We start from the raw sequence: 25449 nt of genomic DNA on the forward strand, positions 1-25449 counted from the left end.
GACGGTCTCGAACAGCGCCCCGCTCGTCTGACAAATGGTTAAGTGCGATGAACGGTAACACAACCGACGAATGGGCAACAAGAACAAGACGATCTCGTTCCGGGTCAACGAGGACGCGTTCGAGGCGCTGCAGGACATCGCCGCCGAGCGCGACATCTCGCTGTCGGCCGTCTTCCGGGACTACGTCGACCTGCTCGTCGAACACGATGGGCAGGTCGAGGTCGTGCCCGAGGAGGAACTTCAGACGGGAACGGGAGCGGACGACGACGAGGACATCTCGTTCCCGCCGACGATCGAGGTCCCGAAGAGTTTCATCCGCGAGCACGAGCGCCTGGAACTCGAGGCCGACCACCTGCGCGAGCAACTCGACGAGTACAAATCCTACGTCACGGTCCTGCAGGACCGACTCGAGGAAGAAGAAGGCGAGGTCCTCCTGCTGGACGAACTGGACGAAGACGACGAGTCCTACCAGCTTCGGTGAGCGACGGGGGGTCCGAGTGGGCGGGTACTTGGTCGGCCCCAGAACCAGAATCCGGTGCGTGCAGTTAGTTCGCTAGCTCTCGCTTTTCATCGCGGATCTCGTCGTACTGCTCGTCCGCGCCGTCGACGCGAGCGAGACCCTCCGCGGCCTCGAGCGTCCGCACGGCGTCGTCGAGAAACGAGAGGACGTCGCCGGTGTAGGCGTAGACCATGTAGTCGTCGCCCATCACGTCGACGATGGCGTCCGGCCCCAGCCCCTGTGCGCGTAACTCGAGCAGGTAGCGGATGAACTTCCGCTCGGGACAGCCACAGTAGGGGTTGTCCTGACAGTCACAGTCGAGGAAGTCCTCGCTAAAGTCGAGGACGCGATCACGGGTGGCGTCGTCGAGTTTTTCGAGGCCCTCGCCCTGAAAGAGCACGTCGAGGGTCGCGCCCTTGAAGACGCCCTTGGGGATGTTCGTCTCGAGTTGCGAACTGATCTGGCGGTGGTTCTTGAGGTAGATCTTGTCGGTGATGGCCACGCGTTGGCCGTGGTTGGGCGTCTCGAGCGAAAAGCGTCCCGGTCTCTCGCTGGTGGCTGGCCCCGGTCTGGGCGACCTGATGTGTGCGAGTCAGTGGCGCGGGTCGGTGGCCCGCGGGGTACGCGAGTCGTAACGTATTTCAGGTGAACCGCACGTACCTCTGGTTGCAAGCGTGTCCGGGTTGGGGTAGTGGTTATCCTTCAGCCTTGTGGAGGCTGAGACGCGGGTTCGATTCTCGCACCCGGACTTTTTCACGACGACCGCAGGGAGGAGTGGAAAAGCCGGAAGGCGAGATCGAACCACGCGAGACGAACGAAGTGAGTCTCGCAGTCGGGTTCGATTCTCGCACCCGGACTTTTTCACGACGAACGGACGTGAGGAGCGAAAAGCCCGACCGAAAATCGAATCAGGGAGTGAAGTGAGCGAAGCGAACGGAACGACCGTGGTTCGATTCTCGCACCCGGACGGTCTGCCGTCGTCACTAACACGTACGTGACGCTCGGAGCAACACGTTGACCACGTACCCAGCTGTGAGGAACAGTGTCTCGAGAAAATCAACGTCCCAGACCTCGAGCGGTGGAACCCTTGGTCTCGAGACTGGGACCAAAGAAACCACGAGCGAAACGGATCTCGAGGCCGACCACGACACCCTCGAGCCCGCTCGTTCGGGACGACTCGAGGTGGGGTCACTGTTCGAGAGACGAGACGAAGGTGCGGGGGCGAGACGAAAGCTGACTCGAGTAGCTCGAGCGGGCCTGTGACGTCGCCTCGACCACGGGACGGTCAGTCGCCCTGGAGGGGTGTCGGTTGCCGTGACTCCGGTCGCAACGCAGGGTCTCGAGTCTCGGTCAGCAGGCGGACGAACTGGCCGGCGTTGGTCACGAGCTTGTTTTCGGCTTTTCGGAGGTGTTCTTCGAACGTCGCTCGAGCGACGGTCGTCTCGGCGGCGAGGTCGGCGATGGAGGCTCCGCGGGGCTGGTCGTAGTATCCGGCGTCGAGGGCGATTCGCAGCGCCTCGAGCTGGCGATCGGTGAGGCCGTCGAAGAGCGTATCGACCGAGACCAGTGAACTGTGTGGGACGTGACGTTCTTCGATCGCGGTCTTCGAGATGACGTCGATCTCGCGGTCGGCGTCGAGGTCGCCGAGCAGGGCGCTGACGTCGCCCTCGTCGAAGCAGATCACGGAATAGTGTTCCCAGCCATCACGGTAGAGCGTCGGCGGGAGGTGGACGCAGTTGTATCGTTCGAACGTGTGGACGATCGACTCCTCGAGCGAGCAGGCACACGACTGGACGATCACGTGGAGGTCGGGGCCGTCGGTCGTCGTGTGCAGGATCGTCCCGATCGACTGGAGTTCGTCGATGAGCGAGCCCTCGGCGTCGTCGGGCGCGGTGACCTCGAGTATCTGGCAGTCCTGGAGGTGCCACTCCCGAATCGACACCCGCGGGAATCGTTCGGAGAGGTCCCGGTAGGGACACTCGTGGCGAAGTTTGAACGAGACTTCGTGCATTCCCATGGGTGTTCGAGGGGCTCGCACTCGATAATGGTGCCGGTCATAACTGGCACCGGAGATATGGGGGTGGTGTCCCTATCCCGTATCGATGGCAACACTTTCGCCGGAAACGGTCGCCGAGCGGCTCGAGCAGGACGACGACGGATTCAGGCTCGTCGACGTGCGCGACGAATCGGACTTCGAGGAGTGGCACGTCCCGGGAAGCGAGAACGTCGACGTCTACGACGAACTGAAAGACGATCCGGACGCCGCACTCGAGGGACTCGAAGCCCTGCCGGACGACGAGGAGATCGTCACGGTCTGTGCGGCAGGCATTCTCGCCGCAGACGCGGCCAAACTCCTGCGAGAGCAGGGCTACGACGCGAAGACGCTCGAGGACGGGATGAACGGCTGGGCGCGCGTCCATCGCCACGCTCCCGTCGAGGCCGACCTCGAGGGCGACCTGATCCAGGTCGCTCGCCCGGGGACGGGCTGTCTCTCCCACGTCCTGATTTCTGCGGGCGAGGCAGCCGTCTTCGAGCCCTCGCAGTACACCGCGGAGTACGAGGCGATCCTCGCCGAGTACGACGCCGACATCGTGGGGGTGTTCGACACGCACGCACACGCCGACCACGTCTCGGGCGGGCCGGCGCTCGCCGAGACTCACGACGTGCCGTACTACCTTCACCTGGCGGACGACGACGGTGTGGGTGCGACACCGATCGAGGACGGCGACGTTCACACGGTTGGGGTCGTCGATATCGAGGTGATTCACACGCCCGGTCACAGTCCGGGGAGCGTCTCGTTCGCACTCGAAGACGACGCACTGCTGACCGGCGACACGCTCTTTCACGACAGCGTGGGTCGCGTCGAACTCGGCGTCGAGGCCGGCCTCGAGGAGACGAACGTCGCGGAGAACGCCGAGACGCTCTACGAGAGCTTAGAGCGGCTCCGGAACCTGGATGGCAACCCGGTCGTGTTGCCGGCCCACGATCCCGGGTCACCCGAGCCGCCGGTTGCGGCGCGTCTACGCGAGGTCGAAGCGCGCAACGAGGCGTTCGGACAGGATCGAGAGACGCTCGTCGACCGACTCTCGAGTGACGTACCCGAGCAGCCGGCGAACTTCCAGCGGATCAAGCTCGCCAACGTCGGCGCTGAGCGTCTGGACGGCGAGGAGGCCGACGAACTCGAACTGGGACCGAACAACTGTGCGGCGGAGTGATCGATGAGCGGCGAGTACGCACAGGGAATCCGTCGCAACTGGCGGCAGTTCGCCCTCCAGATCGCGACGGTGTTCGCCGTCGGGCTCACGATGGGGTCGCAACGAAACGTCGTCCCCATCATGGGCGAGGAGACCTTCGGCGTCGAGTCGTTGCTCGTCATCGGCTCGTTCGTCGTGAGTTTCGGGATCGTCAAGGCGGTCCTGAACCTCTACTCGGGGAAGTGGGCCGACGCCTACGGCCGCAAGCCGATCCTGATCCTCGGGTGGATCGCCGCGCTCCCGATCCCGATCATCCTCATCTACGCGCCGAGCTGGAGCTGGATCGCCGTCGGGAACGTCCTGCTCGGCGTCAACCAGGGGGTCGCCTGGAGTATGAGCATGATTTCGAAAATCGAGTTGGCCGGGCCCGACCAGCGGGGACTGGCGGCCGGGCTGGACGAGGCGTTCGGCTACACCGGTGTCGCCGCCGGAGCGTGGCTGACGGGTGTCATCGCCGCCCAGTACAGCCTCCGGCCGGAACCGTTCTACTTCCTGGCGGCGGTGATCGTCGTCGCCTTGCTGCTCGCGATCGTCCTGATCGAGGAGACCCTTCCCTACGCGAAAGCCGAAGCGGCGGGACTCGAGGACGACGATGGCGTCGAAGCCGACGGCGGAACGAACGACGCAAATCTCTCGTTCACCGAGATCGTCAAGCGGGCGACCTATCAGGATCGGACGCTCTTTACGGCCGCACAGGCCGGTCACGTCGAGAACTTCGTCGACACGCTCGTCTGGATTGCGTTCCCCCTGTTTCTCGTTGCCCAGGGCCTCGACGTCGCACAGGTCGGCGTGGTGGTGGGCGTCCACAGCGCGGCGTACTTCCTGCAGGTCTACACTGGCCGACTGGGCGACCGGGTCGGCCGCAAACCGCCGATCGTCGCCGGCTTCTTCCTCGCGGGCGCGGGCGTCCTCGGGATGGTCCTCGTCGAGGGCTACCTGTGGTGGATCGTCCTCTCGGCGCTGTCGGGCGTCGGGATGGCGCTTCATTACCCCAACCTGATCGCCGTCGCGAGCGACGCGGCCCACCCGCTGTGGCGCTCGACCGGGCTCGGCGTCTACCGCCTCTGGCGCGACCTCGGATACGCGGTCGGGGCCATCCTCATCGGCGTGACCGTGGACGTACTGTTCATCGAGGCCGCCTTCTACGGGACCGCCATCGCGATGTTCCTCTCGGGTAGCCTCGTCGTCGTCTGGATGGACGAGACCCACCCCGAGTTCGGGACCCACGAACCGCCCACGATGGACACAGCCGCTGGCCACCCAGAGCCGGAAGACTGAGGAGAAGGGGCGTCGCCCTCCAGAGTGGCTCACTCGAGCGCGGGAAGTACCTCCTCGCCGAAGTCGTCGACGAACAGCTCCTGTGCGGTGGTGACGTTGTGGACGAACACCCGGTCGACGTCGTGAGCGATGTCGGCCGCGAGCCACTCCCGGTGGTCGTCGAGGTCGGCAGAGACGCGGACGTTGGCCTCGACCTCCTCGGGGCCGATCTGTGCGGCGAGTTCGTCGTACTGCTCGGGCGTCCTGAGTTCCTGGGTCACCGGTCCGGGGACGCAGTTTGACGCCCACTGGTCGACCGCGCCGGAGAGCGCCTCGTCTTCGTCACTCGCGTAGGCGTGCTGGGCCTTGAGGTAGACCGGCCTGTCGGGTGCCCGTTCGCGAAAGGCCTCGATTCGTGCGGCGTCGGCCTCGTGGTTGGGCGTCGAGATCGTGATCATGCCGTCGGCCCAGTCGGCGAGCCAGGCCGCGGTCTCCTCGGAGAGTGCCGCGCCGAACAGCGGTGGAGCGGTCTCCGGTCGGGAATAGAGCCGGGCCTGCTCGACGTCGACGCGTCCATGGTGGGTCACCTCCTCGCCGTCCCAGAGTCGTCGCATGACGTCGGCACACTCCTCGAGTCGGGCGTTTCGTTCGCGTTTGACCGGCCAGTCGGTGCCGGTGATCCCCTCGTTCAGCAGTTGCCCGCTCCCGGCGGCGAACCAGAAGCGCTCGGGATACTGCTCGCGGAGCGTCGCCGCGGCCTGGGCGACGATCGCAGGGTGGTAGCGATAGCCCGGCGCGTTGACCGTCCCGAAACTGAGGTCCGTGGCCTCGAGTGCGGAGCCGAGCCACGACCAGACGAATCCCGACTCGCCCTGAGACTGGCTCCACGGGTGGAAGTGGTCGGAGGCGAGTGCGTGGTCGAACCCCCGCTCGTCTGCGCGTTCGACGTACTCGAGGAGGGTGCTCGGGGCGAACTGCTCGTGGGAGGCGTGGTAGCCGATGGCAGTCATCGCTCTCGGATCAGCGAATCACGGGGCGACACTTAATCGCACGGCGCGCGTGTGCCCAACCGTGCTCGGTTGCCGGTTCAGCACTGGGCTGAAGCAGGCTCGGGACGGTCATGGGGTCCCTGAACGACCGGTTTCGGGACGTCTGGAGAACCGACCAGCGGAGAGTTGAACCGATCGACGAGGCCATCGAACGGCCGGTTCCGGGCGCTTCGAGTGCGGTTGAGGCCCCACCCGGATCGCAGGCAACCACGTCGCCGACGAAACCACTGCTTTCAGCACCCGCTCGAAGAGGTGAGGCTGATCGACGGGTCGACGACGGTCCGGGCTCGCGGCGCTCGCTCGCACAGCGCGCTCGAGGACGCCGTCAAGGGCGGCCTGTACGGTTTCGTCCGCTCGAACCGTCTCCGGGTTTTATGGTTGGATCGTCCCACCACTCGAGTGGCGAGACGCGGTACACACGTCACTGATGGCCCCATCGACGGTGCCGGGTCACGCCACGATCACCACCGTACGATTACCTATCACCCACCGTACGTAACGCCGACCTCGATCGGCGTTTTCCTCGCGACGTGTCACACCCACCCGTTCCTGCCCTTACGTCTGGACGCTCGAGCGTCCGTATTCCGTCGGCTCACGCGACGCTCAGACAGCCATCAGAGTTACAACCGTCCGTATCGACACCGATAGCAGGCGGGCGTGAGTCCACTGTCGTTGCCAGCTACACTGTGACTCACCTCGCCTCGATCACCGCACCACCCCGGGGATCGCACCCCCCGACGGTGGATTCTGAACGAGTGCTTCCAGAGTGCTACTCCCACGCTCGAGTGTGCCTTCCTGAACGACTATCGAGTGCCCCCGGAAAACCGTTCAACGATTGACCTCCTCCCGCGCCTACAGTCGCTGGTATGCGCTCGTACTATTTCATCGCCTCGAGTGTCGACCCTGAATCGTAGTAGAACACTTCAAGCCGGCCCTGTACGGCTCCAAGACGTATCAGAAGGGAGTACACTTACGTACGGGTACTCGCAAGACTCGACCGGCGAGGGGCACACCACGGATCGATCCGCGACCTCGCCGATCACCCTACTACACCGTGTTGCGTCGGCTCGAGGCTGCGTCATCGTGACGCGTCACCGCCGTTTGTGTTACTGGCGCGCGTCTGGAACCGAGATTCGGCTGTCACGCTGAACGGTGGCAATACCGGAAAACCCCATCGCGAGCGCCAGATCACGACCTGCCGAGTCACCACAGTCGACACAACAGATGGATTCTAAGTCCTCGAGTCCGTTCTATCGGGCATGGGACTGCTCGACGGACTCCGTGCCGCCCTCGGTCTGCGCGCCGAGAGCGACGCCCGACGCGACGCCGACCCCGAGGACCTCTTCGGGATGAGTACCGCCTACCTGACGATGGAGGCCGACCTCGGCTACGAGCCGGCCGGCGTCGGTGCGCTCTGTTTCTCCGGCGTCGACTCCCAGACCTTCCGCGAGGCCGTCGACGACGTGATCGCTATCCTCGAGGCCGGCCGGGAGGACACCGGTACGAACTTCCGCGTGACCGAGGACGACCACGGCTACCGATGGGTCGTCCTCGAGGACGCAGACCCCGAAGATCTGGTCACGAGCATGCACTTCGCCGCGGACACGTTCATCGAACACGGCTACGGTTCACGGTTGCTCGCCGCCGTCTTCGGTTACACCGGCCCGGACGGACCCGCCTACTGGATCTACTCGTTCCGTCGCGGTGCCTACTACCCCTTCGCCCCGCGAAACGGTCGCGAACGGGACTCGAGCGCGGAGTTCAAACTCGAGGCGGCCCTCGACGGCGAACTCGAGATCGAACGCGAGAAGGAGTACTGGTATCCGCTGTGGCCGAGCTCGAGGGGGACTCACCCCTGGGAGTAGACGCACGTCCGGATTTCCGCACGAGGTGGCTTTTAAGCGTGGAGCCGACAACGGTCACCTATGGACGCGAGCGATCCCGAACAGGAACCGGAACCGGTCGTCAGAACGCACGACGAGATCGAGTACGAGTCCGTCGACGCGGCCGACGGGATGAAAAAGGGCGTCCTGCTCGACGAACACGCAGGCGCGCCGAACTTCGCGATCCGGCGGTTCGTCCTCGAGCCCGAGGCCGAGGTACCCCGGCACACGAACGCCGTCGAACACGAACAGTACGTCCTCGAGGGGACCTACACGGTCGGGATCGGCGACCAAGAGTACGAGGTCGAAGCCGGCGATTCGCTGCTGATCCCCGCGGAGACGGTCCACTGGTATCGAAACGAGGGCGGCGAGTCGGCGGCGTTCCTCTGTGCGGTTCCGAACGGCGACGACGAGATCGTGCTCGAGGACGAGGCGTAGCTGGCATCGACAACGGTGAACGTGACCGGCTCGAGGACGCCGACCCTCTCGCTACCGAGCGCGAGAGACCCAGCCCGTCCGCCGGCCGACAGGCGACATCTCGGCGTGGATCGGCCAAAGCGCTGAACTACGTCGGCCGTAATTGTCAGTCAGGAATGAGCGGGGGGTCACCTGCGGCGGAATCGACGCCGGACGGTTACCCGGTCGGGCCGTTACTCGAGCGGGCGCGGGGGTCCGCCGACGGGCCGATCGAGGTGGGGGTGTCGATGTCGGGGACGGAACCGATCGACGAGAACGAACTGGACGTCTTCCTGGTGCAGTCGGCGGTCGATCCGGGCGAGCGAATCGAACTCGGCATCTTCGTCTCGGGGGTCGGCGACCTCGACGCCACCGACCTGAGCGTCTTCTACGACGACGAGGCGATCCTGGATCTCGAGGATCCCGGCGTTGTTCGTCGGAGCGCGGTGGTGGATACCGCGACGTCCCCGGACGCAGTCGATGAGGACACTGACCGGCCGCCAGAGCGATCGGCCAGCGACTCGACGACAGTTCGGCCGACCGAACACGTCCAGTCGACGAGCTTTCAGCCGCCCGGGTCGCGTCGACGGGAACGACTCAGACGGGCCCCACTCGAGGGGAACGTGGACACCGACCCGGCGTACATCCTCGAGCTCAACACGGACGCGAGCGCGCCGACGGGGGAGTTTTCGCTGCCGGTGGCCTTCACCTACCGCTCGGAGAGCGGGATCAGGCAAGTTACGAAGATTCCGACGGTGCGAATCCGGAGCCTTCGGGAGCGAGTTACGCCGTGGCTGGTCCGACTGGGTGCGTTCGGGGTGGCTCTCGGTGGCATCGTCGCGTTCGCACAGTGGACTGGACTGGGGCTGTAGCCGAGGCTTCGCTGTTCGAGAGCGCTGGACCGGTGTTGTGGCCGGTCGCTTCGCTTCTCGAGGCCTGTACGTTTGGGATAAAATCTGGGTTAGCGAGGTCGGTGAACGGTGCCGTCGACGGAGACGGTACCGTCACTCCGGACGGCGACGATGTGGGATTCGTACTCGAACTCGACGCAGCCGACGAGGCCAGCGTCGGACTGGAAGAGGCGATCCAGCGCCTCGGGGTCGACGACGCTGTACAGCGGCTCGAGTTCGAGGGGGTCGGTGTCGGTTACGGCTGCGATGGCGTCGACGACGCGGAGACTGGGGGAATCGTGGTGGTAGTCGAGCGAAGCGTTTGACATCTCGTTCGGTGAAAAGCGGACGATCGGTAAGGTGCTGTCTCCTATATGCGTTCGGCCACCGTGCGTTGGACGCTACGTGTATAGCCCCTCGGAAACCGATGTGCGTAGTCGCGTATCCCGTGATCGGTGGAATTCGGCCGATCCACGGTCCCTGCGTCGATCGAACGGCCAGCCGACAGGTCTCGGGACCACAGTTTCTATCCAATATACGTTTCGAATTACACCCAACGTATACTATCGCCCAGCGATTAGAGCGGCTATGTCTCGAGGCCACCCTTCGTCTTCCGATCGTCTCCCGGCCGCAGGCCGCCGGGACGACGGTCACCAGTGGTGTCACACGCGCCGTCACCGTCGACCGTGTCGACACAGTCGATTCGTCCCGGAGTCGCCAGCGTGGGCGATCCTCGTCGGCATGGTCTGGCTCGGTGGGCTCCTCGCTCTTTCGGTGCTCGTTCTGGCGACGACGTCGTGGAACGTCCTCGGCGGCGACCTCGGGGTCGGTGGGAGCGTCGGCTGGCTCGCGATATTCGGGTCGGCGGTGCTCGGCGTCGCCGTGAGCGACGACGGAAATGGATGCAACGACCTCGAGCTACTGACTGCGCAGGTCCGGGCGTTCACGGATCGACTCGAGGACGGGACGGGGTCGATCGAGGACGCTGCAGCGGGCCCCGATTCCAGCGTCGCAACTGCAACCGGAGACCCGAGTGAGGTGGACGCCCCCGCCGAGAGCTCGTTCGAACTGGAGCGCGAAGACGACCTCGGCGACCTCGCCGACGCGATCGACGAACTGGCGTCGGTCGCTGCGGACCAGGCGCAGGCACAGGCACAGGCAGAGCGCGATAAGCTGCGAGAGCGAAACCAGTGGCTGAATGCGGTCGTCGACGCCGCGCCGACGGCGCTCGTGGCCGTCGACCTCGAGGACGCCGTCAGGCTGTGGAATTCGGCGGCAGAACGGCTCTTCGGCTGGCGTCGCGAGGAGGTCGAGGGGGAGCCGCTGCCGACGCTTCCCGACGCCGAGGCGGGTGTCGAGGAGTTCAACTCGTTCCTCGAGACGCTCCGGACGGGTGAGCGCGTGACCGGTGCCACGATCGAGCGACGGCGAAAGGACGGGGAGGTGATCGACCTGACGCTCTCGAAAGCACCGATCCGGAACGACGAGGGAGAGATCGTCGGGCTACTCGGCTCCATGGAAGAACGGATGGACGAGGCAGATCCGAATCGACTGGCGCGCGAACGCGGCGACCGGCTCCAGCGCTACCGGGCGTTCACGAACGACGTACTCGACGCGATCGACGACGTCATCTACGTGCTGGACGAGGACGGCGACGTCCTCCGGTGGAACCAGGCGCTCACGGAACTATCGGGCTACCCGAACGCCGAGATCGCAGATATGCGCGCCGTCGAGTTCTTCGACGACGAGGACCGGGAGGCAGTCGCCGAGGCGATCGACGCCGTCCTCGAGACGGGTGAAGCACGAATCGAGGTTCCGGTGGTGACGGCCGACGGCGAGCACGTTCCGCTCGAGTTTTCGGCCTCACGGCTCGAGGACGCCTCCGGTCGGACGGTGATCGTCGGCGTGGGTCGGGACATCACCGATCGACGAGCCAAAGAGCGCGAACTCGAGCGGTATCGGCAGTTCACGAACGACGTACTCGACGCGATCGACGACGTGTTCTACGTACTGGAAAAAGACGGTTCGATGCGGCGCTGGAACGAGGCGGTCGGCGAGGTGACCGGTTACACCGACGACGAGATCGCTGAGATGAACGCTCTCGAGTTCTTCGGCGAGGAAGATCGGCCGGCCATCCGCGACTCGATGCGAGAAGCGTTCGAGACGGGTGATACGCGGGTCGAAGCTGGCTACCGCACCAGAGACGGCGAACAGATCCCCTACGAGTTCGTCGCGACGGTCCTCGAGGACCCCGACGGAACGCCCGTCGAGGTGGGAATCGGTCGGGACATCTCCGACCGAAAGCGCTACGAACGGGAACTCGAGGCAGCGACCGAACGGCTCGACTCCGTCGTCTCGAACGCGCCGGTCATCCTCTACGCGGTCGACGACGACGGCGTCTTCACGTTCTCGGAGGGAGCAGGACTCGAGGCGCTCGGGTTCGAGTCCGGCGAGGTCGTCGGCGAGTCGGTCGAGGACGTGTACGCGGACCACGACGGCGTCCTCGGCGACGTCGAGCGGGCGCTGGCTGGCGAACAGGTCGACGCCGTCCGCGAGGTCGGCAACACGATCTTCGAGTCGAGCTATCAGCCCGTCTTCGACGACGACGGCGAGGTCACGGAGATCATCGGCGTCGCGATCGACGTCACCGAGCGAAAGCGTCGCGAGCGGGAACTTCGTGAGCGCGAACGGGAGCTCTCGCGGCTGATGTCCAACGTGCCCGGGATGGTCTACCGGTGTCGCAACGAGCGCGGCTGGCCGTTCGAGTTCGTCAGCGACGGCTGTGTCGACCTCACCGGCTACGAGCCCGCAGCCCTCGTTTCCGGCGAGGTGGACTGGGGCGAGGACGTCGTCGCCGAGGACCACGACGAGCTCTGGGAGGAGGTACAGGCGGCCGTCGACGACCGCGAGCCCTACACGGTGACGTTTCCGATCGAGACGGCCGACGGCGAACGTCGCTGGATGAGCGAACAGGGCCGGGGCGTCTACGCCGAGGACGGATCGCTCGAGCATCTGGAGGGCGTCATCATCGACGTCACCGATCGCATCGAGAGCGAGCGCGAACTCGAGCGCACCCGGGCGCTGCTCGAACAGGCCCAGCGACTGGCCGGCGTCGGCGGCTGGGAGATCGACGTTCGCAGCGAACCGTTCGACCTCGAGGTAACCGACCAGACCGCCCGAATCCACGGCGTCTCACCCGCAGACGGTATCGACTTCGAGGAGTTCCGCGAGTTCGTCCATTCGGACGACCGACCGCAGGTCACCTCGGCTTTCGAGCGGGCAGTCACCGACCGGGAACCGTACGACCTCGAGTTCCGGATCTACACGGCCGACGGTGAAACTCGCTGGGTGCGTTCGGTCGGCGAGCCCGTCGTCGACGACCGGAACGGGCGATACCCGGAGAACGGCCGCCCCGGTTCCGACGGCGAAGTCGTTGCCGTTCGCGGCTCCGTTCAGGACGTTACCGGGCGCACCGAGCGCGAGCGCGAACTCGAGCGCTACGAGACGATCGTTCAGGCGCTGGGCGAACTGGTGTACGTCATCGACGAGGAGGGATACTTCAGGTTCGTCAACGACGCGCTGACGGAACTGACTGGCCACGAGCCCGCGGAGTTGATCGGCGAGCACGCCTCGACGATCATGACCGACGAGGACGTCGAGGCGGCTCGCGACCAGATCCGGGAGCTGTTGCGTGCAGACGTCCCGTCCCGGACGTTCGAGATCCAGCTGGAGACGAAAGCCGGCGACGTGCTCGATGCCGAGAACCACATCGCGCTGTTGCCGATGCTCGACGGGGAGTTCGCAGGAACGGCAGGCGTGATCCGCGACGTCACCGACAGGAAGGAACGCGAGCGCGAACTCGAGCGGACGCGCGACCTGCTCAATCGGGTCCAGCGGCTGGCGAAGGTCGGTGGCTGGGAACTCGACTTGCGAACCGATCCGCGGGAGGCGATCTGGAGCGAGGAACTCTACCGGCTCCATGACCTGCCGACGGACGTCAGCCCGGATCTCGAGACGACGATACAGTGTTACCATCCCGAGGACCGCGATCTCGCCCGGGAGATGGTCGAGACGTCCATCGAGACCGCAACGGGGTACGATTTCGAGGCCAGGTTGCTGACCAGAGAAGGCGAGGTTCGATGGGTGCGGGCGGTGAGCGAACCGATCTTCGACGAGAACGGAGACCTCATCAAGTTCCGCGGGTCGGTCAGGGACGTTACCGAGCAGAAAGCACGCGAGCGCGAACTCGAGCGGACGAAAGCGCGACTCGAGCAGACCTCACAGCTTGCGAGCGTCGGTGGCTGGGAACTCGACGTCCGCGAGGAACCCTACACGCTCCAGTGGACCGCAGAGACTGCTCGAATCCACGGGTTAGATCCCGAGATTGAGATGGACGTCGAGCAGGCACTGGAGTACTACCATCCGAAGGACGTCGAGACGGTCCGATCGGCCGTCGATCGCGCGATCGAAGACGGCGAGTCGTACGTCCACGAGGTCCGGTTGCTCCCCGAAGACGGCGAGCGGCGCTGGGTCCGGTCTCGCGGCGAGCCGATCGTCGAAGACGGCGACGTGGTAGCGGTCCACGGCTCGATCCAGGACGTCACCGAACGCAAGGAACGCGAACGCGAACTCGAGCGGACCCGCGCGTTGCTCCAGCGGGTCGAGGAACTCGCCAACATCGGTGGCTGGGAACTGGACTTGCGAAGCGATCCACCGACACCGACGTGGACGAACGAACTCTACCACATCCACGGGATGCCGGTCGAGGAACCGCCGGACCTCGGCGCGTCGATCGAGAAGTATCACCCGGACGATAAGCCCCGGGTCCGGGCCGGGCTCGAGAACGCCATCGAGAACGGAGAGATCTACGACGTCGAAGCACGGCTGTACCCCGCTCCCGACGACCTCCGGTGGGTCCGGGCAGTGGGTGTTCCCGTCTTCGAGGACGGCGAGCTCGTCAAGATTCACGGCGCGCTCAAGGACGTGACCGAACGGAAAGAACGTGAACTCGCCCTCGAGTCGCTCCACGAGACGGCACGCGGGCTCCTCGGGACCGAGTCCGTCGAGGAGGTCGCCAGGCTCGCCGTCGAGACTGCAGACGACGTCCTCGACGTCGACGGCGTAGCGCTCTACCGACTCGACGACGACCGGAACCAGCTGGTTCCCGTCGACTGCACGGACCGGTTCGTCGAGTCGACGACCGGTGAGTCGGCGATGTCGCTCGGAAACGGCGACGCGATCCCGTGGCGAGCGTTCGTCACCGGCACCCAGCAGGTACTCGGCGATCCGGACGCGATCGATCGGTCGTCGTTTCTCGAGCCAGCCGTCGAATCCGCCGTCGCGGTCCCGATCGGTCGCCACGGCGTCTTCGTGGTCACCGCCGAGTCGGGAGCGATCGACGAGGACGCCCGCCAGCTGATCGAGACGCTCGTCGCGACGACCGAAGCCGCCCTCGATCGCCTCGAGAGCGAGGCAGCACTGCGCGAACGCGACGACGAACTCGAGTCGCAAAACGAGCGACTCAGGCGACAGGTCTCGGTCACCGAGACGATCCGCCGGATCAACGGCTCGCTCGTCGGCGTCTCCAGCCGCGACGAGATCGAACGGACGGTCCCCGAGCGTCTCGTCGAAGACGACGACATCGCCTTCGCCTGGATCGGTGCGGCCGATCCGTCCGGGACGTCCCTCGAGACGCTCTCCTGGGCCGGGGGCGGCGAGGAGTACCTCGACGCCGTCTCGTTCGACCTCGAGGAGGCGGTGGAACCGGCCTGTCTCGCGACTCGCCGGGGTGAAGCGACGATCGTCGAAAACGTGATCGACGGACTCAGGCAGGACGCCTGGCGACGGCGCGCACTCGAGGCCGGCTTCCAGTCGGTCGTGGCCGTCCCACTCGCACTCGAGGAGTACTCCTACGGCGTGCTCGCGGTGTACGGGACCGAGCCGAACACGTTCACCACCCTCGAGCGAGCGGTCTTCGCTGAACTGGGCGAGACGATCGCGAACGCGATCACGGCAACCAGAACCCGGGAGGCCCTCCACGCCGAGACCCTCCTCGAGCTCACCGTCTCGATCGACGACTCGAGCGACGTGCTCTCCCAGCTCGCCACCCAGTCGGGTGCAGGGGTCTCGTTCGAAGGGCTGGGCACCCAGTCGGGGCCGGGGTCCGGATCGGAGTCGCGGGTGTTCTTCCAGACGACGGGTGTCGAACCCGACGCGATCGAGGAGACGCTCGAAGGACTCGTCTCGGTCTCCGGGCACCGGTTGCTGGCGTGCACCCGAAACGGAGACGAGGACGGGAACGGGTCCGACGGCGAGGGACCCATCCGCTGTCGATTCGAGGCCCTGGTAACTGGCGACGTCCTCGCCCCGCGGCTGGTTCGACACGGTGCCAGCCCACGCTCGATCGAGGCTGACGGCACCGAAACCCTCGTGACCGCGGAGCTCCCGGCTGGAACGGACGTCCGCGAGTTCGTCCAGTTACTTACGGATCACTACGGCGAGACCAGTCTCGAGCGCCGCCAGTACGTCGACCGCTCGAGTCACACCCGTCGGGAGCTTGTGACCTCGCTGTTCGACTCGCTGACCGATCGCCAGCTCGAGGTGCTCAGGACGGCCTACTACGCCGGCTACTTCGAGTGGCCACGTGAGAGCACCGGCGAGGACGTCGCCGAGATGCTGTCGGTCTCCCAGCCGACGATCAACCGCCACCTCCGGATCGCCCAGCAACGGCTGTTCGAGCAGTTGCTGGAGCCGGGGCACGTCGCCGACGTGGGTGCCTGATCGTCTCGGCTGGCGGTCCAACGCCGTTCGTCACCTTCAATCTCGCCCTCGTCCACACCACCACCTGCACCCTCACGCCACGCGCCGGTCGAGACGGAGAACAACCCAAAAGACCCCGGCCACCGAACCCCGACCATGGACACCCCTCAGCGGTCCTCGAGTTCCACCCCCACCGGCGGACCGATCACGGCCGTGCTCGTCGCGATCGGGCTCTCGGCGTTCGGCATCGCCGCCACGCAGGTGACCACAGCCCCCGCATTCCTCCTCGAGCCGGGGCTCGCTACCGCGCCGGGTGAGGCACCGGTCTCCGTCCGGACACTCTTTTTCGTCCTGAACTTCCTCGGGTTCGTCCTCGCGGGAGCGATCTACCTCGCGGTGACCAACCGTGGCTGGGATTACGTCGACCTCCGCGTTCCGACGGTGAGAGACTGGCTGTACGTCGTCGGCGGCATCGGCGTGAGCATCCTCTTTTACGTCGTCGTGGCCCTCCTGCTCACAGTGATCGATCTGCCGGCCTCGGAGAACCAGGTCGTCGAGTTCATCGGCGGCGACCCGGAGATGGTCCTGATCATGATCGCGATCGTCTTCTTCGTCAACGCACCCGCCGAGGAGTTTCTCTTCAGGAACGTCGTCCAGAAGCGCCTCTACGACGCCTTCTCCCGGATGCAGGCCGTCGTCGGGGCGAGCCTCATCTTCGCGCTGGTCCACCTTCCCGTCTACGTCATCAACGCCGACTCGGCGCTCGCGACGGCCGTCTCTCTTACAGTCGTCTTCGGTGGGTCGCTCATCTTCGGCTACCTCTACGCGAAGACCGACAACCTCGTCGCCCCGACGGCCGCACACGCGGCGTTCAACGCCGTCCAGTTCGCGCTGCTGTACCTCGGCATGGTGTTGGATCTCGAGTCCGTAGAGTCGACCCCGACGGGACTGCTGGCCGCCGTCGGTCCGGTGGTCGGCTGGTAATCGCTCGCCAGTACGAGTGGGGACCTCGGGTACTGTCACCCCGCCTGCGTCCGGCACTTTATTAGGATCCGCACGGGAGAGAGGGGTATGTCTCAGGCGAAGGGCGACCGCCGCGAACGCGAACTCGTCAACGCACTCGACGAGGCCGGCTTCGCGGTGATGCGCGCCCCCGCGAGCGGCTCTGCGACCGAACGCGAACTCCCCGACGTGCTCGCCGGCAACGGCGAGGATTTCTACGCGATCGAGGCGAAATCCAGTTCCGGCAAGCCGATCTATCTCACCGGCGAGGAGGTCGAGGCCCTGATCTACTTCGCCCGCAACTTCGGTGCAAAGCCCCGCATCGGTGTCCGCTTCGACCGCGAAGACTGGTACTTCTTCCACCCCGGCGACCTCCACGTCACCGACGGCGGCAACTACCGCGTGAAAAAAGAGACCGCCCTCGCCGACGGCACCGACTTCCCAGAGTTCGTCGGCGACAGCGTAAAAGTGACCCTCGCTGAAGTCGGCCAGAAACAGTCGGGGCCCGACGATGAGATCCTGCGAATCCTGAACGCCGTCAAACAGGACGTAATGGACGTCGAGGAAGCGGCCGAGATGCTCGAGTAGCGCCGCACTCTGTCGACCCGACCGGCGCGTCGTCACAGGCGGTCGCTCGAATTTCGTGTCGCTTTGCATATTGTTTTTCTCCGCCAACAGCCGCTCGAGTCAGTCTACTGGCCAAAATCGTCATATGTCCACCCTGCCAGAAACTTCGCGTACAAGGTATTCAGTTCATTATGACGTTCTCTCTACCGGATCAGTCCTTTCTCTGGACAGTCGCTGTCGCGCTGGTGCTGGCCCTCTCGCTGCTGGCACCGCTCGGTGCGGGGCTGGCCGGTGCCAGCGTGGCACCCGGCACGGTCCTCTCCGGCGACGGGTCGGACTCGACGGAGAGCGTCCCCACCCAGTCACCGGCCGACGTCGACATCGATCCCGCGCTCGAGGACGCAGCCGATCGGTCGGGTCTGGGGACCCAGACGGCCGCCGACGAGCCACTCGAGGTCGTCGTCCGCATGGACGCAGAACGCTCCGCGGTGGCATCGCCGCAGGCCGATACCTCACCCGACGGGCTCAAAGTGGAGGCGAGGGAAACCCAGCAGGCGCTCGAGGCCTTCGCAGAGGCTCACGATGGCGTCGAGATCAAAACCCAGTTCTGGATCGCGAATGCCGTCGTCCTCGAGATCGATCCCGACGACGTGGCGCTCGAGGCCGTTGCAGGCGTCAGCGGAGTCGATCGGTTGCACACGAACTTCGAGGTGGAACGGGCGAGCGAAAGCGCGCTCGATCGGACAGCCGGAGCGGCTGGGTCGCATCCTTCGATTTCGACTCCCCACCCGACCGTCACGACCGGATCCACGGCCGCAACGTACGGTCTCGAGCAGAGTAACGCGACGACGGTCTGGGACGAGTACGACACCCGGGGAGCGGGGACCACCGTGGCCGTGCTCGATACCGGAGTCGACGTCGACAACCACACCGATCTCGAGGCGGCGCTCGTCGAGGACGGATGGTACGACACTATCGACGGGAGTGCGACTCCGGGCGACGTCGAGGGTCACGGGACCCACGTTAGCGGGACCGTCGTCGGGTACCAGACCGATAGCGGTGTCCACTACGGTGTCGCACCCGAAGCCGGATTGTTACACGCCAAAGTGCTCGACGACGCAGGGTCCGGATCACTCGAGGACGTTCTCGACGGCCTCCAGTGGGCACTCGACCACGACAGCGACGTCGACGCCGTGGCGATGTCTCTCGGCGCGAAGGGGTACGTCAGTGCGTTCATCGAGCCGGTTCAGAACGCTCGAGAGATGGGGGTCGTCGTTGTGTCGTCGTCTGGAAACAAGGACGATGGCACGTCGACGTCGCCCGGAAACGTCTACGAAACGTTCGCCGTCGGTTCGACCAACGACCGGTACGAGGTCGCCCAATCGTCGAGCGGCGAAGAGATCGATACCGACGACGCGTGGGGTGACGACGCCCCCGACGAGTGGCCCGACGAGTACGTCGTTCCAGACGTCGTTGCACCGGGTGTCGGCGTTACGAGTGCCGTTCCCGGTGGGGAGTTCGAGAAAAAATCCGGCACGAGCATGGCTGCACCACACGTCGCAGGGTCGGTTGCCCTCTTGCGATCGATCGACGGCGACCTCGAGCCGGACGAACTCGAGTCAGTTCTCGAGGGGACGGCCTGGAAACCAGACGGCGCGCCGGACGAGCAGGACACGAGGTACGGCCACGGGATCATCGACGTGCACGCAGCAGCACTCGAGGTGACTGGGACAGGATCGATCGCCGGAGCCGTTACCGCCAGCGGCGATTCGAGTGCTGTCAGCACCGAAGACGTCGTCTCGAGCGGCGAGCCGATCGAGAACGCCTCGGTGACCGTCACCAACGAGGCCGGAACGACCTGGAACGCGACGACGGACGAGGACGGCTCCTACGAGCTGACGGCTCTCCCGACGAGCGTCGGACCCGAGAACGAGTACGACGTCACCGTCGACGCGGGTGCAAATTACACCACGGAGACAGTTTCCGGGGTTGGCGTGTCGCCCAACGAGACGACGACGGTCGACGTCGAACTCGACTACGCCGAGACGGGGACCATCGAGGGAGCCGTCTCGATCGACGTCGTCGGTCCCGACGAGACGATTCCCGTGACGATTGAATCGGAAGATGACCCCGCGAGCGAGCCGGTCGAGCTGGCCCTCGAGCACGGGATCGAGTCGGCTTCCTATACCCTCGAGGACGTCAGCCTCGCCGTCGACGGCGACGAACGGACGATCACGGCGTCGGCAGCCGATTACGAATCCGCCGCGGCGAGCGTCTCCGTCGAGCCCGGTGAGACGACCGAGGACGTCGACCTCGGACTCGAGCGCGAGCCAGACACGCTCGATGGGTGGTACAACCTGACGCACAACGAAACGAACGCCCCGGTGACCGAAGGTGACGTGCTCGAAGTCGACGTGGACGTCGAGAACCTCGCTGCCGCCGACACCCAGTCGGTCGAACTTCTCGCCGACGGGGAGACTGTCGACGAAACCGACGTCGAACTCGAGGCGGGCGAGGAGACGACGATAACGCTCGGCTACGAAACCAGTGACGGGGACAGTCCCGGCGTCGAACTCGAGGTGCGAAGCGACGACGATTCGATCGTGACCACAGAGCGCGTCCGGGCCGGCACACCGGCGACGTTCGCGGTCGGGGATATCGACGTCGCTGGCGATCAGACCGTCAACGAGACGATCACGGTAAACGCGATCGTGGCCAACGACGGCGACCTCGCCGGATCCGACGACGTCACCCTCGTCTTCGATGGCGAGCCGGTCGACCAGCAGGCACTCGAGCTCGAGGGCGGCGAGAGCGAGACCGTCTCGTTCGACTACGACATTCCACCGACACCGCGAGCGGGCAGTCACGACGTCGACGTCGCTGTCGAGTCGACAGACGACGCCGGGGAGACCACACTCGAGGTCGACTACGAGTCGATCGCGAGCGGAATCGCCGCACTCGAGCGCGACGGGGACGGCGACCTGGTCGGCGACGGGGTCGTCAGGGTCGCTACCGGTACGTACGACGAGACGGTGACGGTCGAAGAGTCCGGCGTGACGATCCGGGGTGAGGACGCGTCCGAAACGGTCCTCGAGCCCGCCGGCGACGTCGGGGTCGCGGTCTCCGGTGACGACGTGACGCTCTCCCGGCTGACCCTCGAGCCGGGCGACGGTGAAACGGGCGTCTCCCTGACCGACGAGGCGAGCGACGTCACCCTCTCCCGAGTGAGCGTCACCGGAACGGACGCGGCGACGGGAATCGACGTGACCGACTCGAGCGGCCACACGATCAGGTACGGTTCGATCACCGGGACGGAAACGGGGATTGGGCTCGAGAGATCGGCAGACGTTCTCGTCACCGGGCCAGATGTCGAGGGCGACGACGGCATCGTCGTCGGCGACGGCGCGAGCGAGACGACGATCCGGAACGCCGATCTCTCGGTCAGTGAAGACGCCCTGACGGTCGCCTCGAGCGCCAGGTCGGGAACGCTCGTCGAGCGGAACAACCTCGTCGGTGAGAACGCGAGCGTCGTCGTCGGGGCGGAGCTGTCGACTGCCGGGTTCGCCACCGTCGAGACCAGCGACTCGTCGGACGTCGACGCCGATGGTAATTATCGAGACGGTGACGTCGTCGGGGAGTTCGAAGACGACAACGAAGCAGACGAGCCCTACGACTCGGCCGAGTTCGAGGCGACGTTCGAGACGGTTCCCGGCAACGTCACTGCCGGCGAGTCACTCGAGGTCGACGTGCTGGTCGAGAACGTCGGGGATCGAACCGGGAGCCAGGACGTCGTGTTCTCGGTCGGCGAGACCGCGGTCGCAACCGAGGACGATCTCGAGCTCGACGCTGGTGACGACGAGACGATTTCGTTCTCGTACACACCCGCCGAATCGGACGCGGGGGCAGAGATCGACCTGACCGTCGAGACCGAGGACGAGAGCGACGAGAGGGACGTCGAGGTCTACGAACGCCCAGCCTTCGAGATAACGGACCTCGAGGCACCCACGAATGCAACGCAGGGTGAGGACGTGACCGTCACCGCGACGGTGAAAAACACCGGCGGGCCCGGAGCGGACGAAATCGCCCTCCGGATCGGGAGCGACCTCGAACAGCCGGGATCGTACACGCAACTCGAGACCGACGAACGCGACCTCGAGTCCGATCAGCACACGTCGATCGAACTCACCGGGGCGGTCCCCGCCGAGGAACCGACGGGACTGCGAATCGTCGGCGTCGTGACCGGGGCAGACGCCGACGACTCGTTCCTCGTGGTCGAGGAGAGTGAGGAGCCAGAGAACGGCGACGACAACGGTGACGATAATGGTGGCAACGGCGGTAACGGGGGTGGCGGTGGTGGCGACAGTGGTGGCCAGGGCGGCGGCGGTGGTGGCTCCGGCACGCCTCACACGCCAGCACCGTTCCCACCGGACGACGTCAACGTCACCGAAGACGTCCGATCGCCGCTCCGGACCGACGCCTCGGGGACCAGCACGGTCACCTTCGACCGCGTCGGCCAGCGCAGCGCCGTCGAACGGATCACCGTCGACGAAGCCGACCTCGTCGGCGACGTTCGCGTTCGCGAGTACGACCGCAGTTCGTCCGTGACCGGACACCCGCCGGGATCGACGGTTCTCGCGATGGAGATTCTCGTCCCCCGGGGCGTGGAGTCACTGTCAGCGACCGTCGAGTTCCGCCTCGACTCGAGTGCCTACACCACCCTCGAGGCCGACGTCGAGAACGTCCACCTCGCCCGGTACCACGACGACAGCTGGCAGGTTCTCGAGACGAGCGTGGTCGAGGAAACCACGGATGGAGCCGTCTTCGAGGCCGAGACACCCGGGTTCTCCCACTTCGCGATCGTCGCGGTGGGCGAGCCAACCGCGGTCGCGTCCGTCGACCCCGATTCGGTGACGGTGGGCGAGGAGGCGACCCTCGATGGGGCTGGCTCGAGCGATCGGTTCGGTGAGATCGAGTCCTTCGAGTGGACCGTCGGCGACGAGACGGCCACAGGCGAGACGGCAACGGTCGCGTTCGACGAGTCTGGCGAGTACGACGTGAGCCTGACTGTGACCAACGACGCTGGCGAGTCCGACACTGCAACGACCACGCTCACCGTCACGGACCCCGACGACGGACTGCTCACGGGCGACGGCATTCCCGGGTTCGGGCTCGTACTCGCGATCGGAGCCGTACTGGCAGCAATGGGTCTTCGTGCGCGCCTCTACCGACGACCGTAGCAGACCGGCTTACGCCGACGAGAGGATTTCGAGCGTTCCCTCCTCGTCGACCGACTCGTACCGAACGATCGCGTCGAAGGCCTCGAGCGGCAATCGATCGCCGCTGGTGATTCCCCGGGCATCCCGCGACTCGAGTTCGTTCGCGACGAACTGCCGGGCGACCAGTGCCAGCCTGCCGGTTCCGTCCTCGAGTTCGCGCTGGGCCTCTGCGAGCAACAGCGCGGCCGTGAACACCTCGAAGACGTAGTGGGCGAGGTGCTTGGCCGAAAACTGGGCGTACTCGGGCCCCTCCTCGGCGAGCGTGGCCATCGCAGCCGTGAGGTCGTGGAACTCCGATTCGACGATCGACGCCGCCTCCGCGAGCGCCGGATGGGTGACCGTCTCGAGTCGGTCGGTGACGACCTGCGCGAACGGCTCGTGGGCGGCCTCGCGCTCGAGCGCCCGGAGGACGTCGAGCGAGAGGACGTTCTCCGTCCCCTCCCAGATTGGCAACACCTGGGCGTCTCGCAGGAGCCGGTGGGTGACGAAGTCGTTCACGTAGCCGTTGCCGCCCTGGATCTCCATCGCGTACGAGGCGGTGTCGACGGCCATCCGGCCCGTCCTGAGCTTGGCGATGGGGATCAACAGGCGGAGCAGGCGGTAGGTGTCCTCGAGCTCGTCCGGATCGGAGTCCTCGGCGTAGCCACTCGCATCCCGCTCTGTGCGCTCGCGCTCTGCGAACAGCCGCCCGGTCTCGAGGACGAACGCCGTCGCAGCCTCGTAGTCGACGGCCATCTCGACCAGATCCGACCGCATCAGCGGGAACTGGTCGATCGTCTGACCGAACGCCTCGCGATTCGCGGCGTGAACCTTGCTCTCGAGCAGCGCCCGGCCCATGATTCCACAGGAGGCGGCGGCGTTGGCCAGTCGCTCGAGGTTGAGCATCTCGACCATCTGCCTGAAGCCGTTTTCTTCCTCGCCGACGAGGAGCGCGGGCGTGTCGTCGAACTCGACCTCACCCGTCGGAACGGCGATGGTCCCGAGTTTGTCCTTCAGCCGGCGGTACAGCTGGTCGTTTACCGCCTCGCCCGGCGGTGCACCGTCGAACGCTTGCCGATCACCTTTCGTGAAGACACCCTCGTCGGGGTCGCCGTGGGGGACCAGAAACATCGAGAGGCCGTCGGTGCCCGCCGGCGCGTCGGGCGTCCGGGCGAGCGCGAGCGTCCCCTCGGCGTCGATGTTCGAGCAGAACCACTTCTCGCCGGTGAGTCGCCAGCCGTAGTCGGGGTCGTACTCGGCGACAGTCTCGTTGGCCCCGACGTCGCTGCCGCCCTGTTCTTCGGTCAGGAACATCGCCCCCTCGATCAGGTCGTCGTACTCCCGGCTCACGAGTCCCTCGTAATAGGGCTCGAGTCGGTCGTCGCCGAACTTCTCGAGGACGAGCGCCGAACCGGCGGTCATCGCGACCGGACAGCCGAAGCCGGCGTCGGCGTAGCTCAACAGGTGGAGCATTGCGAGGAAGTGCGTGTGGGGCATGGGCTCGTCCCGGCCCGGCGGGGCCTCGAACGCGTCGGCGACGATGCCTGCCTCGTAGACCAGTTCGTCGTTCTCGAGCTGTTCGGGCGGATACCGGACGAAATTCTGGACCCCGCCGTGGCGGTCGTAGGGCTCGAGTTCGGGGCCGTGGTCGTCGACGACGTCTGCGTTTTCGGCGACCGTGTGGCCCACCAGTTCGCCGAACGCCTCGAGTCGTGACTCGGCCCAGTCGAACTCCTCGGGCCCGTAGGCTCGACGGACCGCACGCTGGAGCGTTCGGTCGAGGCTCCAGTAGTTGACGTACTTCCCCTCCTCGAGTGCACCGTAGTCGATTCCCTCGGCCATACCGTGAACGACGATACCGATTGACAAGAATCCGGCCGGTTTCAACGGATGGTCGATTCATCGCCGTTGCAACGAGCGGCGAACGCCGAGTGCCGAGCGAGGACTGGGGCGTCAGTCGGCGTTCTCGAGGCGAGTCCGTGGGAACGTGTAGACCGTGAGTTCTCGAGGGACGACGCCGTTTACCTTGACGCTCGCGTGCGGGTAGATCGCGCCGACGACCGGAACGTCGGGCTCGTAGCGGTCGTTGGTGCCGTACTCCGCGACGGTACAGTCTGCCTCGCGGATGGTGACGGCGTCCGCCCGGAGGTCCGAGACGTCGACGACGGTGAGCCGGTCGCCAGTCTCGCGGTCGACGACAGTGTCTCCGGGTCGGATCTCGTGATTCGAACAGTAGATCGGCTCCGGTTCGTCTTCGTCGACGAACACCGGATCCCCGCAGTCGTGACACTCGATCGCGAGCGTTCCCGGCGGAGGCGTCCGTCCCTCGGTGATTTCGATAGCGACCCGACGGATGTGCTTACACCGGACGTCGCGGAAGACGTGGTCCGGGCAGGTACAGCGGCCGCTCTCGAGGTCGACCAGGTAGGTGTGATCGCTCGCGGACTCGACCTCGTAGAGACCGTCGCCCAGCGGGAGCACGGACATCGGCTCCGTCCGGGCACGGCGCGAGCGCTCGGCGAGATGCTCTGACGTCGGAACTGGCAGTGGGGCTTTCGGTGACGCGTGTGTGTTCATG

At 65.8% G+C, this 25449-nt stretch carries 16 protein-coding genes and 1 tRNA gene; 11 read left to right on the forward strand and 6 right to left on the reverse strand.

What is annotated here, in order from left to right:
• The first annotated feature begins 70 nt into the window (after positions 1–70).
• Positions 71–481: a DUF8146 domain-containing protein gene (locus B1756_RS04900; protein ID WP_086887541.1), complete on the forward strand. Its 411-nt coding sequence runs from the start codon at positions 71–73 to the stop codon at positions 479–481.
• A gap of 64 nt (positions 482–545) precedes the next feature.
• Here B1756_RS04900 and B1756_RS04905 read toward each other — a convergent pair whose 3' ends face one another.
• Complete coding sequence (locus tag B1756_RS04905) at positions 546–1001, reverse strand: DUF5814 domain-containing protein (protein WP_086887542.1); 456 nt, start codon at positions 999–1001, stop codon at positions 546–548.
• Between the two features lie 175 nt (positions 1002–1176).
• Here B1756_RS04905 and B1756_RS04910 point away from each other — a divergent pair.
• Positions 1177–1248, forward strand: a tRNA-His gene (locus B1756_RS04910).
• 536 nt (positions 1249–1784) lie between these two features.
• Here B1756_RS04910 and B1756_RS04915 read toward each other — a convergent pair.
• Positions 1785–2516 carry a helix-turn-helix domain-containing protein gene (locus B1756_RS04915; RefSeq protein ID WP_086887543.1) on the reverse strand — a complete coding sequence of 244 codons (732 nt, stop codon included), beginning with the start codon at positions 2514–2516 and terminating at the stop codon, positions 1785–1787.
• An 85-nt stretch (positions 2517–2601) separates the two neighbouring features.
• On the opposite strand from B1756_RS04915, the gene B1756_RS04920 reads away from it, so the two are divergent.
• Both B1756_RS04920 and B1756_RS04925 read left to right on the forward strand, forming a co-directional pair.
• Positions 2602–3714 (forward strand): MBL fold metallo-hydrolase, encoded by a 1113-nt coding sequence (locus B1756_RS04920; protein ID WP_086887544.1) that lies wholly within the window; start codon positions 2602–2604, stop codon positions 3712–3714.
• Positions 3715–3717: 3 nt separating this feature from the next.
• Positions 3718–5031, forward strand: coding sequence for an MFS transporter (locus tag B1756_RS04925; RefSeq protein WP_086887545.1), 1314 nt, complete (start codon positions 3718–3720; stop codon positions 5029–5031).
• A 29-nt stretch (positions 5032–5060) separates the two neighbouring features.
• On the opposite strand, the gene B1756_RS04930 is transcribed toward B1756_RS04925, so the two are convergent.
• Positions 5061–6020 (reverse strand): TIGR03885 family FMN-dependent LLM class oxidoreductase, encoded by a 960-nt coding sequence (locus B1756_RS04930; protein ID WP_086887546.1) that lies wholly within the window; start codon positions 6018–6020, stop codon positions 5061–5063.
• A gap of 1298 nt (positions 6021–7318) precedes the next feature.
• Here B1756_RS04930 and pspAB point away from each other — a divergent pair.
• The 3 genes from pspAB to B1756_RS04945 all read left to right on the forward strand — a co-directional run bounded on the left by pspAB (position 7319) and on the right by B1756_RS04945 (position 9270).
• A complete protein-coding gene (gene pspAB / locus B1756_RS04935; protein WP_086887547.1) occupies positions 7319–7924 on the forward strand; it encodes a PspA-associated protein PspAB in 606 nt (201 codons plus the stop codon).
• Between the two features lie 60 nt (positions 7925–7984).
• Complete coding sequence (locus tag B1756_RS04940; protein WP_086887548.1) at positions 7985–8380, forward strand: cupin domain-containing protein; 396 nt, start codon at positions 7985–7987, stop codon at positions 8378–8380.
• 155 nt (positions 8381–8535) lie between these two features.
• Positions 8536–9270 (forward strand): DUF8164 family protein, encoded by a 735-nt coding sequence (locus B1756_RS04945; protein ID WP_086887549.1) that lies wholly within the window; start codon positions 8536–8538, stop codon positions 9268–9270.
• A gap of 89 nt (positions 9271–9359) precedes the next feature.
• Here the strand turns inward: B1756_RS04945 and B1756_RS04950 are convergent, their stop codons facing one another.
• Positions 9360–9617 carry a DdfA family disk-determining factor gene (locus tag B1756_RS04950; protein WP_086887550.1) on the reverse strand — a complete coding sequence of 86 codons (258 nt, stop codon included), beginning with the start codon at positions 9615–9617 and terminating at the stop codon, positions 9360–9362.
• Between the two features lie 259 nt (positions 9618–9876).
• Here B1756_RS04950 and B1756_RS18995 point away from each other — a divergent pair, with 259 nt between their 5' ends.
• From B1756_RS18995 to B1756_RS05000, 4 genes are all read left to right on the forward strand, one after another.
• On the forward strand, positions 9877–16068 hold the full coding sequence (locus B1756_RS18995) for a PAS domain S-box protein (protein WP_120649693.1): 6192 nt from the start codon (positions 9877–9879) through the stop codon (positions 16066–16068).
• Positions 16069–16203: 135 nt separating this feature from the next.
• Entirely contained in the window at positions 16204–17031 is an 828-nt protein-coding gene (locus B1756_RS04990) for a CPBP family intramembrane glutamic endopeptidase (RefSeq protein WP_086887551.1), read from the forward strand.
• Between the two features lie 87 nt (positions 17032–17118).
• Positions 17119–17637, forward strand: coding sequence for a Holliday junction resolvase Hjc (gene hjc, locus B1756_RS04995; RefSeq protein ID WP_086887552.1), 519 nt, complete (start codon positions 17119–17121; stop codon positions 17635–17637).
• A gap of 170 nt (positions 17638–17807) precedes the next feature.
• Complete coding sequence (locus B1756_RS05000) at positions 17808–22853, forward strand: S8 family serine peptidase (protein ID WP_086887553.1); 5046 nt, start codon at positions 17808–17810, stop codon at positions 22851–22853.
• A 9-nt stretch (positions 22854–22862) separates the two neighbouring features.
• Here the strand turns inward: B1756_RS05000 and B1756_RS05005 are convergent, their stop codons facing one another.
• A complete protein-coding gene (locus tag B1756_RS05005) occupies positions 22863–24713 on the reverse strand; it encodes an acyl-CoA dehydrogenase family protein (RefSeq protein WP_086887554.1) in 1851 nt (616 codons plus the stop codon).
• Positions 24714–24824: 111 nt separating this feature from the next.
• Entirely contained in the window at positions 24825–25448 is a 624-nt protein-coding gene (locus tag B1756_RS05010) for an SWIM zinc finger family protein (protein ID WP_086887555.1), read from the reverse strand.
• Position 25449 lies beyond the last annotated feature (1 nt).

Source organism: Natrarchaeobaculum aegyptiacum (assembly GCF_002156705.1).
Lineage (GTDB): Archaea > Halobacteriota > Halobacteria > Halobacteriales > Natrialbaceae > Natrarchaeobaculum > Natrarchaeobaculum aegyptiacum.